Origin of the sequence: Methylobacter sp. (assembly GCF_036845245.1) — a bacterium.
GTDB lineage: Bacteria > Pseudomonadota > Gammaproteobacteria > Methylococcales > Methylomonadaceae > Methylobacter_A.
The window spans coordinates 61,639-78,425 of the sequence record NZ_DAIUEH010000006.1; the positions used below are offsets into that span (position 1 = coordinate 61,639).

General features: G+C 51.5%; 14 protein-coding genes. 1 reads left to right on the plus strand and 13 read right to left on the minus strand.

Going from position 1 to position 16,787, the window contains the following annotated elements; genetic code table 11:
- Positions 1-201: 201 nt before the first annotated feature.
- The 3 genes from V7051_RS04400 to V7051_RS04410 all read right to left on the minus strand — a co-directional run bounded on the left by V7051_RS04400 (position 202) and on the right by V7051_RS04410 (position 6,649).
- Positions 202-5,511: an amino acid adenylation domain-containing protein gene (locus V7051_RS04400; RefSeq protein ID WP_333873816.1), complete on the minus strand. Its 5,310-nt coding sequence runs from the start codon at positions 5,509-5,511 to the stop codon at positions 202-204.
- Positions 5,512-5,704: 193 nt separating this feature from the next.
- Positions 5,705-6,262, minus strand: a complete 558-nt coding sequence (locus V7051_RS04405; protein ID WP_333873817.1) for an ankyrin repeat domain-containing protein — start codon at positions 6,260-6,262, stop codon at positions 5,705-5,707.
- A 132-nt stretch (positions 6,263-6,394) separates the two neighbouring features.
- Positions 6,395-6,649, minus strand: a complete 255-nt coding sequence (locus V7051_RS04410; RefSeq protein ID WP_333873818.1) for a hypothetical protein — start codon at positions 6,647-6,649, stop codon at positions 6,395-6,397.
- Positions 6,650-6,965: 316 nt separating this feature from the next.
- On the opposite strand from V7051_RS04410, the gene V7051_RS04415 reads away from it, so the two are divergent.
- Positions 6,966-7,706 (plus strand): hypothetical protein, encoded by a 741-nt coding sequence (locus V7051_RS04415; protein WP_333873819.1) that lies wholly within the window; start codon positions 6,966-6,968, stop codon positions 7,704-7,706.
- A gap of 266 nt (positions 7,707-7,972) precedes the next feature.
- Here V7051_RS04415 and V7051_RS04420 read toward each other — a convergent pair whose 3' ends face one another.
- The 10 genes from V7051_RS04420 to V7051_RS04465 all read right to left on the minus strand — a co-directional run bounded on the left by V7051_RS04420 (position 7,973) and on the right by V7051_RS04465 (position 16,433).
- Positions 7,973-8,329, minus strand: a complete 357-nt coding sequence (locus V7051_RS04420) for an acyl-CoA dehydrogenase family protein (RefSeq protein ID WP_333873820.1) — start codon at positions 8,327-8,329, stop codon at positions 7,973-7,975.
- Between the two features lie 98 nt (positions 8,330-8,427).
- On the minus strand, positions 8,428-8,685 hold the full coding sequence (locus V7051_RS04425; protein ID WP_333873821.1) for a hypothetical protein: 258 nt from the start codon (positions 8,683-8,685) through the stop codon (positions 8,428-8,430).
- A 240-nt stretch (positions 8,686-8,925) separates the two neighbouring features.
- Positions 8,926-9,771 carry an amidohydrolase family protein gene (locus tag V7051_RS04430; protein WP_333873822.1) on the minus strand — a complete coding sequence of 282 codons (846 nt, stop codon included), beginning with the start codon at positions 9,769-9,771 and terminating at the stop codon, positions 8,926-8,928.
- 30 nt (positions 9,772-9,801) lie between these two features.
- The gene (locus V7051_RS04435; protein ID WP_333873823.1) at positions 9,802-10,554 is read right to left on the minus strand and encodes an ATP-binding cassette domain-containing protein; all 753 of its coding nucleotides are present in this window, start codon (positions 10,552-10,554) and stop codon (positions 9,802-9,804) included.
- A 69-nt stretch (positions 10,555-10,623) separates the two neighbouring features.
- Positions 10,624-11,409, minus strand: coding sequence for an ABC transporter permease subunit (locus V7051_RS04440; protein ID WP_333873824.1), 786 nt, complete (start codon positions 11,407-11,409; stop codon positions 10,624-10,626).
- The gene (gene ssuD / locus V7051_RS04445; protein WP_333873825.1) at positions 11,406-12,563 is read right to left on the minus strand and encodes an FMNH2-dependent alkanesulfonate monooxygenase; all 1,158 of its coding nucleotides are present in this window, start codon (positions 12,561-12,563) and stop codon (positions 11,406-11,408) included. Before ssuD ends, V7051_RS04440 begins: the two co-directional genes overlap by 4 nt.
- An 84-nt stretch (positions 12,564-12,647) precedes the next feature.
- Complete coding sequence (locus V7051_RS04450; RefSeq protein WP_333873826.1) at positions 12,648-13,622, minus strand: sulfonate ABC transporter substrate-binding protein; 975 nt, start codon at positions 13,620-13,622, stop codon at positions 12,648-12,650.
- Positions 13,623-13,647: 25 nt separating this feature from the next.
- On the minus strand, positions 13,648-14,205 hold the full coding sequence (ssuE, locus tag V7051_RS04455; RefSeq protein ID WP_333873827.1) for an NADPH-dependent FMN reductase: 558 nt from the start codon (positions 14,203-14,205) through the stop codon (positions 13,648-13,650).
- A 33-nt stretch (positions 14,206-14,238) separates the two neighbouring features.
- The gene (locus V7051_RS04460) at positions 14,239-15,543 is read right to left on the minus strand and encodes a hypothetical protein (RefSeq protein WP_333873828.1); all 1,305 of its coding nucleotides are present in this window, start codon (positions 15,541-15,543) and stop codon (positions 14,239-14,241) included.
- 137 nt (positions 15,544-15,680) lie between these two features.
- Complete coding sequence (locus V7051_RS04465; protein ID WP_333873829.1) at positions 15,681-16,433, minus strand: GntR family transcriptional regulator; 753 nt, start codon at positions 16,431-16,433, stop codon at positions 15,681-15,683.
- Positions 16,434-16,787 lie beyond the last annotated feature (354 nt).

Here is a 16,787-nt window from a genome sequence, read left to right on the forward strand (position 1 = left end):
CGTGTCACTGCCATTAGCATATCGACACTCAGTAGGAGCGGTCCGTGCCCGCGATATTTTGGCAACGATTGCAAATTTGTAGATTCTTCATCGCGGGCACGGACCGCTCCTACAATGCTTAACTTAATGACGTTGCCGTAGTGTGTGGGAACGGGAACTTTCTTCGTGTCCTTCGTGGTTTGTTTTTATTCAATCCCGTTTCTATTCCATAGCCTCAAGCAACTCTGTTGTCTGATACTCCCCCATCCTGTCGACAAACTTGGCGACAGTCGCGGCTTCGAACAAAATCTTTACCGGTATTTCGATATTGAACAGCTCTTGCACTTTTACCGTCACTTGCACACCAGCCAACGAATGCCCTCCCAGATCGAAAAAATCGTCATGAATGCCCAACTGCCCGATGCCCAGCACTTCTCGCCAAATGTCGGCCACGGCCTCTTCCGCCTCATCGCGCGGCGCAACATACGACTGTGCATTGTCGATTGGGTTTGTTAAAGCGGACAACGCGTTGCGATCCAGCTTGCCGTTGGCGTTCAACGGCATCGCGTCCAGCCATAGCCAAGCCGAAGGCAACATGTACTCCGGCAAACAGTGTTTGATATGCTCTTTTAAGCCTCCGATATCCGTAGCATTGCCGGATTCCGCGACCAGATAAGCGGTCAAGCGTTTATGGCCCGGCACGTCTTCCCTAACAACCACTGCCGCCGCTTTTATAGACGGATGCCGCAGCAAGCAGGCTTCGATTTCGCCCAACTCTATCCGGTAACCCCTGATCTTGACCTGTTGATCGAGACGACCCAAGAACTCGATATTCCCGTCGGCCAGATAGCGCACCCGGTCGCCGGTTCTGTACAACCTGTCGCCGGTCGCGCCGAACGGGTCAGGAATAAACCTTTCCGCAGTCAACCCGGCTTGATCGAGATAGCCTCGGCTGATGCCGTCACCGCCTATCAATAACTCCCCGGCAACGCCGACCGGCAGTAATTGCAGCGCATCGTCCGCTACATAGATGCGCATATTGACTATCGGTTTGCCTATCGGTACCGCGTCTTCGCATTGCGGCTGCGTAATGGCGTAGACACTGCTCCACACCGTGGCTTCGGTGGGACCGTATTCATTAAACAATGCCGTATCAGACAAGCGTTTGAAATGCAGCTCAGTCAGCGGATTAGTACACGCTTCACCGGCAACGACGACGCTCTTCAAGGTTTTCAGGGCAACCGTCGGCACATGCTCCAGCAGCAGTTCATAAAGCGACGGCAGCGCCAGCAGATGCGTTACCCGCCGATATTCGATCAGCGCGCCCAGAGCGGCCGGGTCTTTAATTTGACTATCTTCCGGCAAGCACAGACAGCCACCCTGGCTTAGCGTCCAGAAAATCCCCGCCACCGAACTGTCGAACGCAAACGACGACAGCAGCAGATAACAGCCGACCGGCTCCTTGTAATAGGTATTTCTGGCCCAGGTGCTGTGCATCAGGTTGCCATGGCTAACCACTACGCCTTTGGGCTTGCCGGTCGAACCCGAGGTGTAAATGACATAGGCCGCGTTATCGGCATACAGCGGTATTTCCGGGTTATCGCTGCTGTACCTGGCATAGGCGTCGACATCATCGACGCAAATTGTCGCCATATCCTGATAGCCCGGATTTGGCAGCAGTTCAGTACAAGTCAGTATCCATTCGCAACCGGCATCCTGCAGCAAATACGCCAGCCTTTCTTTGGGATAAGCCGGATCGACCGGCACATAAACTGCGCCGGCTTTCAGGATTGCCAATATTCCCACCACCAATTCCGGGCAACGCGGCATGCATAAAGCGACGCGCTTTTCCGGGCCCGCACCTTGCACCCGTAAACGATGCGCCAAACGATTGGCCAGCGCATTCAGCTCGGCATAGACAAGATGCCGTTCCCGGAAAACCAGCGCGACGGCTTGCGGTCGTTGTTTGGCAACGGTCTCGAAAACGCGATGTATTGTGTTGCCGGAATAATCGACGGAAGTTGCATTCCATGCCGCCAACTGCTTCCGCTCGGACTCGCTCAGCAACGGCAGTTCCGATAAGCGACCTTTGGGATTGGCAAGTATGCCGTGCAGCAGACACTGGAAATGGGCGGCCAGTCTTAACACTGCGGCACGGGATAACAAATCGCTACGGTACTGAAACGAAGCCGCCAAACCCTGCTCGGTTTCCGCCATCAGCAAAGCGATATCGAATTGCGCGGAGATCTCTTCCTGCGCATAGCTTTCGGCCGACATATCGGCCCAATCCAGACTGATGCCCGGTATACCCAGCGCCAACCCGGCAGCGTCGGATGAGCCGCCGCTTTGCAACCCAAACCAAACCCTGTAAAACGCCGGCTGCCCTTGCTCTCGTTCAGGCTGCAATTTTTCCACCAGCAGCGAAAACGGATAATGCTGATGCTCCAGTGCATCGAGCACAGTAGCGTTGACCTCCGCCAGATAATCGCTAAAACACAGCTCGGCTGCGGGATGCGAACGTAGCGCCACCGGGTTGACGAAATAGCCGATAACATCAGCAAACTCCCGCTTCGGCCTGCCCAGCGTCGGCGAACCGACAATGATATCCTGCTGGCCGCTGTAGCGGTAAAGCAGGGTTTTGAAGATCGTCAGCAACAGTGTATATAAAGTTGTGTGCTGCTCTGCGGCCAGCCGTTTAAGCTGTTGCAGCGTATCCGGCGGGAACGTCAGCGTTTCAGCTCGGCCCCGGCATGACGGTGAGCAGGACGTTTGCCGTTCGACCGGCAAAACCAGTTTCGGCAGTTCGCCTGACAACTGTTTTTGCCAATATTGCCAGTCCTGTTCTGCCCTCTGATCGGCCAGATAGGCCGACTGCCAAGCCACATACTCGGCATAACCTGCCGCCGGTTTTGACAAGGTTAAAGCGTGTCCGAGATAAAACGCTTTGAATTCTTCAAGCAGTATCGACAGCGAGCGAAAATCGACAACGATGTGATGCGCGCAAAATACCAGCACATGATCGTCGTCGGCACAGCTGAACAAGGCGGCTCTCAGCAACGGTCCATATGCCAAATCGAACGGTTTACGCATGAAAGCGGCGATATTGTCCCTGCGTTGCCGCTCATCGTCGCAAGGTACTGTATCCAGCTGGGGCTGAATCTCAGCCAGAGGAATGCGCACAGTCCGGGTCTGCCGGTTAAGCCGAAAACCGCTGCGTAATTGTGCGTGGCGTTCGAACAGCTTAACCAATGCGCCGTTTAATGCCGCTTTATCAGGCTTGCCGCAGATGCGTATCGCAACCTGCATGTTATATAACGCGCTGTCGTCCTCCATCCGGCTGACTGTCCACAGTGCCTGCTGCCCAAACGATAACGGTTGCTCGCCGTCGTGTTCGGATGCCACCGGCACTAAGTGTATTTGACCTGACTTCGCCAACTGCAAAGCTTGCTCCGCGCACGCCGCCAATGACTGATTATCTAACAGCTGCATCACCGGAAAATCGATTGCCAGCAGCTCGTCGATAAAATATTTCAGTTCCACCGCTTTCAGTGAATCCATGCCCTGGCGGGTCAACGATTGCGTTATATCCACAGCCCCGACAGCCAATCCCGACAACACCGCCACTTTCCCGACTAAGTAATACGCCAGCAAACTCGCGCCCTCCGCATCGGCAACCGACAGCAAGGCCTGACGAAATAGAGTCCGTTGCGCCGGTTCCCAATCTCCAGGTTCGGAACCGGTGGAGGCTGCGCAGCTTTCGCCGCCCAATATATCGACTGCCACAACCTTAAGTTGCTGCTGCTCGTAAGCCTGCCGACAAGCCGAACGCCTGATTTTGCCGCTGCTGGTTTTCAAGATCGCACCCGGTTTCAACAGCATCACAGTATCGGCCTGTATGCCGCATTCTTCGACCAGCCGGGCGCGTATCGCGGCAAACTCGGCCCGGTAGTCGGACTGTCTTAAGCGGTTGCGTTTCAGTTCGGCCAGCACAATCAGTTTTTCACCGTCGTCTTCACCCACCGCAAAAGCTGCCGCACAGCCGGGATTTAACGCGTCCGTCGCCGCTTCGATTGCATATTCCAGATCGTGCGGATAATAGTTGCGGCCGCGGATGATGATCAGGTCTTTCAGCCGTCCGGAAACGAATAATGCGCCGTCTTTAATGAAGCCCAAATCGCCGGTGCGCAACCAACGGTTGTGCTCGTCCATATCGTCGATAAAAGCCTGCCCGGTGGCTGACGAATTTTGCCAATAGCCACGACTGATACTGGGACCGCCAAGTTGAATCTCACCGATTCGGCCGCCGCTGCACAGCTCGCCGGACTCAGGATCGACGATGCGAATCCGCTGCGCGGCGTCGGCGGTTACATGACCGCAGCCGACCAGACGCCGGACCGCATCATCGCCGACACTGGCAGGACGCACCTCGCCTTGCTCCAGCCCGGACTTACAAAAAGCCGCTACCGTTGGCTCGGCATTTTTATCGCCGCCTGTTGCCAGCAAAGTGGCTTCCGCCAAGCCGTAACAAGGATAAAAAGCTTTACGGTTAAATCCGTATGCTGCGAAAGCAGCGGCAAAACGATCCAATGTGTCGGGATTAACCGGTTCTGCGCCGTTGAACGCCAACTGCCAGCTACTAAGATTCAGTCCCTCTTTTTCCTCAGTGCTTATCTTCCGCGCGCATAGTTCGTAAGCAAAATTCGGTCCGCCGCTGGTATGGGCGCGATAATCGCTGATGGCTTGCAGCCAGCGGACGGGCTTTTCCAAAAACGCCATCGGCGACATTAAAATAGCGCTGGCCCCGCAATACAAGGGCTGCATGACGTTGCCGATCAACCCCATGTCATGGTAGAGCGGCAGCCAACCGACCACCGTCGAATCGGCATTGTGACCGAAGCGCCGCTTGATCAGCTGCTGATTCGCGATCAGATTGCCGTGGCTGATAATCACGCCCTTGGCGTTACCGGTGGAACCCGAGGTGTATTGCAGGAAAGCCGGATCATGGCTATGCAAGGCCGGCAAACGCCAGCTATTTGCATCGACAGCGGCGAGAGTGTCGGTAATGAGCCAGTTTTTATCTAACAGGCTGGAACAGCCGCCTGTAAATTGCCGCACCGCATTGGCGACGTTCTGTGTGCTGAGTATCACAGCGGCCTGACTATCATCGATAATCGCCTGCAACCGTGGCATATGCCGGCCGTTGCTCGGCGGATATGCTGGTACTGCAATCATCCCGGCATAAAGGCAGGCGAAAAACGCGACGATATAATCCAATTCCGGCGGATACAGCAAAATAGCACGCTCGCCCTGCAACTCCAGCGCATGCAAATGCACGGCCAACTGTCTGGCCTGCAAATCAAGCTCGCTGTAAGTCATTGACTTGAGCGGCCATTCGCCGTTTTCAAGGAACGTATAGGCTGTTCGTAACGGTTGCAGTTCAGCCCACAGTTGTAATATTTCAACCAGTGACTTGGCGCTGTCGATCAGTGCATTTTCATCGGTGCCGCTAAGGCTGTGCTGTTTATTTAACATATCTGCTCTACCACCTATCTTTAAATAAGATCATTTCTTGAATTGCAGTTCGTAGACTGGAATAAGCCTGTTTGAGCTACAGCGAAAACGGACCCTTACCTATATAATCCACAGGGATGTGACGGCCGATATTACATAAGGCCGCGGATAGCGCTAATGCCCTTCGGCAAGCTCAGGACAGGTTCGAGTAGCCTTATTCCTGCCTACGTTGCCGATAATCGGCGGCGACTTCCAAATCGGTCGGCACATGAAACCCCAATCGATCCCGGCAATAACTTCTCCAGTCTTCCGAAACCCGATCAAACACCACATCCTCACCATGCCATATCGACGCGGTGACGCTAAAATCCTGATGCAGATAGACCACGGAATCGTCAGCCGGCACCTGATGCCAACCGGGAAATTGACCGAACGCGTTGGCCGGATATGCCTTGCAGTAAGAGCGCCCAGGTCTCCCTGACGCAATACCGTTGTTTTGCTCTGCCTGTTGCAGCACGGTTGCGACATCCACCTGCGCAGCCGCCAGGGCGATTTGATAAGGCGTCCTGAGATCGCGGCCGCTATTGACCGGATTGGCTCCGGCTTCGAGCAACAGCCGAACCGTAGCCAAATCGCCATGACCGGCGGCCCAGTTCAATGCCGTCCAACCGTAATCATCCTTTTGTTCTAAATCCTCACCTCCATCCACCAATGCCTGCACCCGGTTAACGTCGCCCGCTTTCGCGGCTTCGATCAGCTGTGGTTCATTCATAAACCGCTCCTTTATAAATTGTGGAAAAACTCGATGCCTGTCTTGGCTAAATGGCTCTTACATAGAGTGGACGATTGACCATGCTGTTTTCCTCATGGCTGTTTTTGATTAGCCTGCCCGGCTTTAACCTGATTACATTGAATACCCGAATATTGACGCGATATTGTTCATGCCGAAACTATCCGTAGTGATAATGCTGCACTGCATCATCTTGTCGATCACCTGTTGTACGCAAACATCCAACTCTGTCGTATCGGTATGCACGATGAGCTCGCAGTTTTCGGGTGGCTTCATAGGGAGAGGAGAGGTGATGCCTGTGAATTCCGCTAATTGTACGGTGGCGCGGTGCCAGACGATGTTAGTTGAAACCGAAAGTTGTCTATTCATATCAACAACCGCGCGAATACTGTCGGGCATCAATTGAAACTTGCACCCGATTAACGTCGTCAGTTTTCTGTGCTTCGATACACTGTGATTCGTTCATAAACCGTCCCCAATATGAAGTGCCTGTAGGAGGAACTAAATTGCTCCAACACAGAGTGGACGATTGACTGTGATTTCTCCCTCACCCCTGTTTCCCGGCTTTAACCAGCACAAAATCGGCTGTCGGAAGCAGGCATAAAACTGTAGTGAAAAAGAATTTCGGATAGCACAGACAACGTTATACCATAGCGATTAATGGTTACTGTACCGGAGCATCGCCTTGAAAAACTTTTTAACATTAATTTTTATAACCCTTCTTGGCAGCAGCGCTTTTGCCGCAGACACAATTATTGAAGTGATCCCGTTATCTAATCGGCCGGCGTTCGAGATAGTCCCATTGCTTGCTCCGTTACTGGGAGATAGCGCACAACTTATTGATAACGGCTCCAATCTGTTGGTCAAGACGACGCCCGACAAGCTGGCTGAAATCAAGGCCCTCATCAATCAACTGGATGTGCGCCAGAGCAATCTGGTCATCACCGTCATTCAGAGCAGGCAGACGAGTGCCGATGAACTGAATGCGAACGGCAGAACACTTGGTCATGTGTATCAGACTCAAGATAAAGACGCCGATGAAAACACTCAGACCATTCGAACGATGGAAGGTGTCCCGGCCCAAATTACAGCGGGTAAGCTTTATCCGGGGCAGAATTATTCCGATTACGCTTACTCCACGACGACCCAATATTCCGAAGCGACAACCGGTTTTTCAGTAACCCCCAGACTGGCCGGGCAACAAGTCATTCTTAGCGTATCGCCCTGGTCCGACAAAATGAACGGACGCGGACAGATCTCGACCCAAAATGCGCAATCGACCATCAGGATTAATCTTGGCGAATGGGTAGAACTCGGGGGAGCAGGCGAAATCAGTAACAGCCGCACGAACAGCAAGGTGATCAATACACGCCAAGCCGACAAAAGCCATATGCATATTTTGGTTAAAGTTGACCGGGTGGATTAGGCTACTTTGCGCGTATCTTTAGAAATTATTATTAAGCGTCCATGCAAAAGATAAGCGCTGCGTGTCCTACAGTGAATTGCAAAAACCGGCAATTTGTTTCCCGATTTGAAAACCGCCATCAATTCCTATATTAACTTGGCCAGATTTTGAATGCCGGACTTCGGCCAATTGCCGACTATCGCAATTTGTAAAATTCTTTTTTAAACAAATGCAATACCCTGAAAGCAGTCGCTCAGTATTTTAAAAGCCAAATTCAGTCCTAAATCTCAATATGGGTATTCATAAGGTTCTGCCGAGAGTTCAAGAGTAAAAAGACGGGCTGGGCCAACGCGCGAGGTAATCACTTTTGCGGCAGCAATCTCCAGTGCCAATTCGCCGCGTTCTGTAATTGTCAAATCATCGCCACGCTTCCAAGCAAATTGAAGCTGAGTCGCTGTTGATTCAGTGAGCGCAGCGGCTGCCCGTATCTCGGCGCTCAACTCGCCGACACGATGTAGAATATACGGATCATCAGTGACTTGTTTTACCCCTGAGTTAAACCATGGCCGACCTTGTGTTTGCGCGAATTCGATCGCTTCCTGAAATGCGCCGTGGGCTATTCCCAGAAAAATATTGCTCAGCATCAGCTGGGCTATCAGCGGTCGCAAACTGGAAAACGTGCTACCCAATGGCCCTGGCGGCCCCAGGATTTCATCTTCAAACAGCTCTACCCGATTAAATGCTACGCTGCCGCTGTCGGTTCGGAATCACGCGCACCCGAGCAAAAACTTTTGCGGCCGTCAATGAACAGCCGGCATTCTGCCTGAGTGTACACAGTTCGCTGATCCAAGGGATTCAAGGCATTACCCCAGAACAAGTTGGCTTGACCGGTTTCGGTAAAAAAACGTTCGGTTTGTTGATGGGTACCAAATAGCTGAATCGTTGCCAATATCAAGTGTTGAAAGCCAAAGACATGCGCGCGAGCTGTCGACGCCGGCAATTTCTCGCACCGCTCGCAGTGCAAATGGTCAGTCTTGCCCTGAACCGCCAAATTGTTTCGGCAAGAATAGCTTCAACAAGCCACTGTCCCTGAAAAGTTGTCTTGCCTCGAAAGCGGTTCCACCTTGGCGATCGATCCCTCTGGGCCGCCGTTTCTTTCAACTGCTTTTTCAATGCAGAAAGTCGGCTCTGAATTTCCGCAAGATCATCTGGAATTGACATATGGGCTCAAGAAATTAAGTTAAAGATTGAGTTTCAATAGGCGTTCGGCATTTTTGAATAACACGTTATCTAACACGTGTTCTTGAAAACCCAGATTTAAAAAGTCCTCGACAGTCTGGCCCATCGCGCGAAAGGGGTAAGAGCTACCGAATAGCAGCTGGTCGCGCAGAAAACCGTTGGCCGCTTCGACGTACAACCGGCCGCCGGGAAGAAAAATGTACATATCCGGCACCAAGTAGACATTTTCATAGCGAAACGCCACGCCAATGATTTCGTTCACATACGGGTAAAAACCGTGATAACAGACAATCGGCAAATTCGGAAACAACCGGGCAACCTTGCCCACAGCTTCCGGCCTGGCATAATCGAGATCGGGAGTCGTGGGCCCCGACATCAAAAAAACCGGTATCTGGAGTTGATCGCAGACATCGTAAATAGGATAGAGCGATGGATCGTCCGCGCTGAGCGGCGGGTTGCCGAATCCCGGTTCGATATTAATGCCGGCCAGCCCAAGCTGGTTCACTGCGCGTTCTATTTCGGCAAGGGCATTGGATTTTTGCGGATCGACCGAAGCGATGCCAATCAACTCTGGGTGCGGGGAGGTGACTTCCAGAATCCGGTCGTTGGAAATCGTCAGATTCGGCGTGTCGCGCCCGACGACTACGGCCGCAGTAATACCCGCCTCGCGGACCTCCTCGACAAAAGCCTCAATGGTACTTGAACGGATGAAATGTTCGCCGTTTTTCGAACCCACGCGCCGATTCAGCCATTTGGCAACTTCAAATTCACTGGTACCGGGTGTTGCGCCGTAAAAATCATGCAAAAACGCCGGTCTGCTACGCATGTCCACTATTTTTCTTTTCATTGATGTTTTAATTTTAATGGGTTAATGGACTTAAATTTCCGGTATGTTCAACACGCGATTGAGTATTTCTTCTTCCAGTTGTATCCATTTGGGATGATCGCGATGGCGCGGACGCGGCAAATCTACAGCGACATCCAGATCAATTTTTCCGCCATCGAGCAGAATCACCCGATCGGCCAGCGTTACGGCCTCAGAAATATCGTGGGTCACCAAAATGGCGGTGAATCCGGTTTCCAGCCAGATTTTTTCGATCAACTGTTGCATTTCTATGCGGGTCAGCGCGTCCAACGCACCTAGCGGTTCATCCAGCAATAACAAACGTGGTTCATGAACCAAGGCGCGCGCCAGCGCCACACGCTGGCGCTGTCCGCCTGAGAGTACCGATGGCCATTCCTGGGCTTTTGACTCCAGGCCGACATGTTGTAAAGCCTCCAGCGCGCGGTCTTTTTTTTCCTTGCATAGCCCCAGACAGACGTTATCGAGCACTCTTTTCCAGGGTAACAGGCGAGCCTCCTGAAACATGACGCGGGCATGTCCATTGAGTCGCTTATGAATCTGGTCGTCGTAAAAAACGGTGCCGGTATCCGGTTGATCCAGTCCGGAAATCAGCCGTAACAAGGTGCTTTTGCCACAACCGCTCCGACCGACGATAGCGACAAAACTACCGGGCTGGATATCCAGATTTAAATTTTCCAGGACGGTGAGATCGCCAAAGTTTTTACTGACTTGTTCCAGTTTCAGAGCAAGATTGGATGAAGTCTTTAAAAATGCTTGTGTTGTCACGGGATAATCTTCAGGTTTGGTTATAAAAATGTCTGTATGGGTGCTTTCGATGGCGCTATGGCCTTGAATTTAACGGTGTCTAAATCCCGGATGCCATTGCAAAATGCGCGACTCCAGAAAATGCACCGCAGCATCGGCCAGCTTGCCGAGTAATGCGTAGATCAGAATGGCCAATACCACGACATCGGTCTGCATAAACTCCCTGGCATTCATGGCCATTTGCCCAATCCCGGAAGTCGTGGCGATCGTTTCCGCGACGATTAATGTCAGCCACATTAAGCCCAGTGAATACCGTAGCCCCACCAGAATCGAAGGCAGTGCACCCGGAAAAATGATCTGGCTGAATAATTGCCATGGATTCAGGCCATACACGCGCCCCATTTCAATCAATTGCGGGTCGGTGGTTTTAATGCCGTGATAGGTGTTGGCGTAGATCGGAAAAAACACTCCCAGGGTGACCAAAAACACCTTGCCCGCTTCGCCGATGCCGAACCAAATAATAACCAGAGGAATCAATGCCAGATGAGGCACATTTCTGATCATTTGTACGGTAGTGTCCAGAAAGCGTTCGGCTGTCCTGAACAGTCCATTGAAAAGCCCCAGCAAAAAACCGATGCTGCCGCCTATCAATAAACCCCAGCCGGCGCGCTCGGCGCTGGCGGCAATGTTTTTCGCCAGTTCTCCGGACATTGTCAACTTGATCGCAGCGCGAACGATGTCGGTCGGCGCCGGTAAAATCTGCGAGGACAGCCAGCCATACTCGGTAGCCACAGCCCAGAGGATAATCAGGAAAACCGGCAATACCCAACCCGTAAGACCTGTAATCCATCTCGGTAAGGAGCTACCGGTGTTCATGATGCCGCCGCCAGTTTGGTTGACATGTCGACCTGGCCTGTATCGCCTACCGGACTCATATAAACCACGGAATTGTCATTGCGTTTTCCGGCATTGACCGGCAACAGCGGAAACAATAATTCAGCAACCCTATAGGCTTCTTCAAGATGCGGGTAGCCGGAAAGGACAAAATTGTCTATGCCCAGGTCTGCGTATTCCTGAAGTCTGGCGGCCACGGTTTCCGGTGAACCGACGAGGGCTGTACCGGCTCCGCCCCGTACCAGACCGACGCCCGCCCACAAATTCGGCGACACTTCCAAGGCTTCACGGCTTCTTGATGCGCCCCATTGGGTCAGTTCCGCCATGCGTTGCTGGCCTACGGAATCGGAGCGTTTGAAAGCCTGCTGGGCTTTGGCTATCGCATCGTCGTCGATATATTTGATCAGCTCATCGGCGGCGGCCCAGGCTTCCTCGTCGGTTTCGCGCACGATCACATGCAGCCGCAATCCGTACTGCAAGGTTCTGCCATTTTTTGCCGCACGTTCGCGAACATCGGCGATTTTTTCCGCCACTTGCGCCGGCGGTTCGCCCCAGCTCAGGTAGGCATCCATCTCGTTAGCGGCAAACTCATGCGCCGCAGGCGACGAACCGCCGAAATACAGGGGAGGATGCGGTTTTTGAACCGGTGGAAACAACAGTTTTCCGCCTTCGACTTTGGTATGTTTGCCTTCAAAGTCGACGGTGTTGCCGGCCAGCAACTCCCGCCAGATATGCAGAAACTCCCCGGCATACTGGTAACGGTCGTCATGGGATTGAAAAATGCCGTCTCCGGCCAGTTCCTTGGAGTCGCCACCGACCACCACGTTCAGCAATAAGCGGCCATCGGAAAATCGATCCAGGGTCGATGACATGCGCGCTGCAGCCGCCGGGGTCAACAGGCCTGGACGCAAGGCGACCAGGAATTTCAGACGCTTGGTCAATGCTACGAGTGAAGAGGCGACGATCCAGGCATCTTCGCAAGTACGTCCGGTTGGAATCAGCACGCCTTCATAACCCAGTTCGTCAACGGCGCGGGCAATCTGGGTCAAATATTGATGATCAGCAGGACGCGCGTGCTTGGCGGCACCTAAATAACGTCCATCGCCTTGGGTAGGTAAAAACCAGAAAATTTTCATAATACGTTTGCTCCTAAATTTGAATCATTGCTTCGTCTTTTTGATAGTCAGACATTCAAGCTCATGAATGCCGGGTTCCAGGCTTTATTTGGCTTTGGGTTGCCAGACCGCATCTTCCACTTTGATGGCTTTGGGCAGTAATTTGATGTCCAGCAAGGTGTCGGCAATTTTTTGCTGCGCAGCAATTACGTCCGCTGTGATGTGTTCCGGGCCGTAGTTGCTGCGGCGCAGGGCTTTTTCCAGAATTTTGGCGTCGACGCCGACACTGACGGCCAGGTTCTCGGCGGCGGCAGCGGGATTGTTTTTTACCCAGGCATCGGTTTTACGCACTTCATCGAGTACGATTTCAAGCAGTTCCGGGTATTTTTCGGCGAAATCGCGTCTTGAGGTATAGAACGCATAGTTGTTGACGATGCCTTCGCCGTTGGTCAAGGTGCGGACGCCTAATTGCACTTCCGCCGCTGCGTAGAAATAATCCCAGATCGCCCAGGCGGCTACATCGCCGCGTTCCAGTGCGGCTCTGGCATCAGCCGGCGCCAGGTAAGCCACTTCAACGTCGTTCAGCGTCAAGCTTGCTTTCGTTAATGCCTGAATCAAAAAATAATGCGCATTAGCACCTTTGGCGACTGCTATTTTCTTACTTTTTAAATCGGCTACGGTTTTGACAGCCGATTCCGCTTTTACGACCAGGCCTTCGCCTTGCGGCGAAGCGGGTTCATTGGCGAGGTAAACCAGGGGTGAACCTTTTGCGGCTTGGGCAAAAACCGGCGGTGTTTCACCGGTCACGGCAAAATCCAGATTGTTGGTATTCAAGGCTTCCAGCATCGGCGGGCCGAACTGAAATTCCGCCCATTTGACGGTGACGCCTTTTTCTTGCAGACGTTTTTCCAGTTCGCCTGTCGATTTAAGAATGATCAGAGGGCCGTATTTTTGATAACCCAGGCTGATTTCTTTCGGCCAGGCTGCGCCATCGGCAACAGCGGTGTTGCCGATGACTGCCGCCAAAATAACGCTTGATGTGAGTAACCGGCCCCATAGAGAAAAAGATTTGTTGTTCATAAATGCTCCAGATTGTTAAATGTGTTCATGCTTCAATTTCTTGTTGCAAGGCGATATTTAAGGAAGCTGCCAGTAGCTCAACTTGTTCGCCCAGCCGTTGTTCGGTTTCGTCGTCCAGCGACAGCAGGCCGAATTGATCTCTTTTGGCGCGTTCATCCGAGACAAAGAGACCGTTCAATATATGCGTAGCTCCCAGTGCTGCCAGCACCGGTTTCAGCGCATAGTCAATCGCCAGTAAATGCTTGTCCGAGCCTGCCGTCATAATGGGTAAGATCACTTTTCCGGCCAGCGCTTTTTGCGGCAGTAAATCCAGCAAGGCTTTCAAAGCACCGCTATAAGCCGCTTTGTAAACAGGCGTTGCGATCACGACGCCTGCGGCGCGTTCCATGTGCTGCGTTACCTTGTTAAGGTTTGGGCTATCCTGCTCCGCGCCATAAATCAGTTCCTGAGCGGAAATATCTCTCACCGAGATAAGTTTTGTAGTGAAGCCCGCTTGCTCCAGTTGCAGAAAAACCCTGCGTATCAGTTCTGTCGATTTTGCGTTGTCCGAGGGACTGCCTGCTATGGCAACGATATGTGTCATGGAATATCCTGTTGTTATGATTGATTTATTGATTTACAGCCAATACTGGGCGCCGACATAGACTTGAGTATCGTCCACATCAAAATCATGTTGCAGCCGGACATTGGTATCCACCGCTCCGAAACGTTTGATATATCCCACGCTTCCGCTCACCCCGGCCTGGTCTGTTTTTGCCAGCGTACTTTTGTAGGGTTTGGTTCCATTGGGATTGGTCAGGCCTCCTCCTATGAATACCGAACTCAGCAGATTATCAATACCAAAAAATTGGGCCGGAAACATATTGGCTTCAAAGGTTTCAGTGCGAGGTTTACCGGAGGCGTCACTCGTGTTTATATAACGGAAATTGAATAAGCCGCCCAGTTCCCAGGTTTCAGCGCGCCTGTTGAAGGTAGGGTCCGTTCCGGTGTTCAAGTAACCCAGCGGATTGGAGAACTGCATCCCGGTTGGCCCCATCGCCCGGCCCATCCGTGCTTCATGGCTTAAAAAGCCTTTGCTGAAGCCAAGGGAGCCACTGACCATCAAGGTTTTATCGGCGCCTATTTTGCCGATGCTGTTATCCACATAAAGCACCTCAAGGGCCGGGCGCAGCTTTTCTGTGATCTGCGGCGCGACGTAACCCAAAGTGCTGCGCCATTGTTCGCCGTCATTTCCATAAGAGAGCATCCACTCCTTGTTATAGGCCGCGATGTATCCTCCGCCATAGTCTTTTTCGTCAAAACGCTGCCATAGCGTGATTACCTGATATTTAATATCCTGCCACTGGTTTTTATAGGAAACACTGGCAAATTTTGCATCTTGCTTGCTTTGGCTTCGGTCAACAAAGCCCCCGCCGATTCCCCAGCCGCTTGGCAGGCGATATTCGCCCTGCATTTCGCTGGAAATCCGGTCGCCCTGAAGAACCTGCTGAGCCCCCAAAAATAATTCGCCTAATTCAGGCTTGGCCACTAAAGGCCGTACATAGCCGCCATAATAATTAAGATCCTGCCCGCCGGTTTGTGAGATGTTGGTTCCTCCGCCGCCTTTAAATACCGGCGTCCACAAAATATTGTTATTGGCAAAATCGCCATTGTCGTAATAGTTAAAATTCGAATCGAGTTTTCCGCCTTTAAAATAGGGTGACTGGGTGTAGTCATCGGTATTTTCAACAGGTGGAGCGTAGTCTTGGGCATAGACAGCTGATTGGGCGAATATCAGCGAGGCTGCGCATATCCCTTTAAATGCTGTTTCAAAAACGCTGTTCGAATACAGGTTTTCGACAACGTTTATTTCTGTTTTAAGATCATGATCCACCATTGATTTTGCTGGCGAATCCGGAATTCCATAATTATTACTAAGCACAATAAAATACTCCTTGTTTTTAAATAAACCTCCGGTTGTCCAGTTAGTTTTTATTGAATGTAATTGGGTTGCTATGGGCGCTTGATTTCTGTGCGTCATATTTTGTAATACTGATCTGTGATGTTTATAAGATCAATCTATCGGGTAATTCGTAAGCGAAATTGAAAATTGTCTGCACGACAATATAAGTATTCAAAATTCAATGGAGTGTCATCTTTGGTATACGTGAGTCGCTCGACTCGCAAAATCGGCGAAGCTTCAGCGATTTGCAGTAATTCTGCGGTTTCCGCATTCGTGAGTATCGCGTCAATCGCCAGATCTGCGAATCCAAGCGGAATCCCGTAATCATTCTCCTGGATCAGGAAAATATCGCGGGAGGCGAGGTCTTCTTTGACGAGTCGTTCTCCAACACTACTGTTCACATAAAAAATATCGAACGAAATCGGTTCGCGATTGAGGTGACGCACTCGCCGTATTTCCGTGACCAAGCTACCCTCCAGCACGCCAAGCCGCAGTGCTATATCCTTTGAGGCCGGCAAAAAATTAAAACTGATCACCCTGTTATAGATTTCATGTCCTTGCTGCGACATCGCTTCCGCAAAACCCTGAAGACGTGTCAGGGATTGAAAGGATTTTGGCTTGGATGCAAACATGCCTTTCCCGGCCACCTTGAACAGCAAGCCTTCTTTTTCGAGCTCCCCCAGGGCCTGACGCACGGTGATTCGACTCACGCCATAACTCTTGATCAAGTCAGTCTCTGACGGTAGCCGTTGATGCGGTTGGTAAGTGCCGTTAACAATCATAGTGCGCAGCTCATCACGAATACGCGCATACAAAGAACCGGGTGTCGATTGAAAAGAGTCGGGAGTGAATGTCACTGGTTTTATCATGTTATAACTCGTCATTACAGGTTAGTACTGCAGCAAATAAAGCAAATACGAGGCCATGTTTATTTTTTAACAGCATTTTCTTGATATGTTATTTATTTTCAAAGATTTAAAATCGAAACTAATACCGTTAAAAATTAGGCGAATCATTCGTTCTATTTTCATTGTGCTGATTTATCAACAGTTAGTGTTGATTGACTGACTAATAATCAACAGTTCGTTTGATTAGTATCGATTTATGGAGCTTAGAAATCGATCCAGTCGACTTCTCCAAATTTCGAATCAAGTCGTCAAAAATAAGCGTCCAGCAAGAAATTATCTTTGGTATGGCATGTTTATCGCCAATTGCTGCAACTC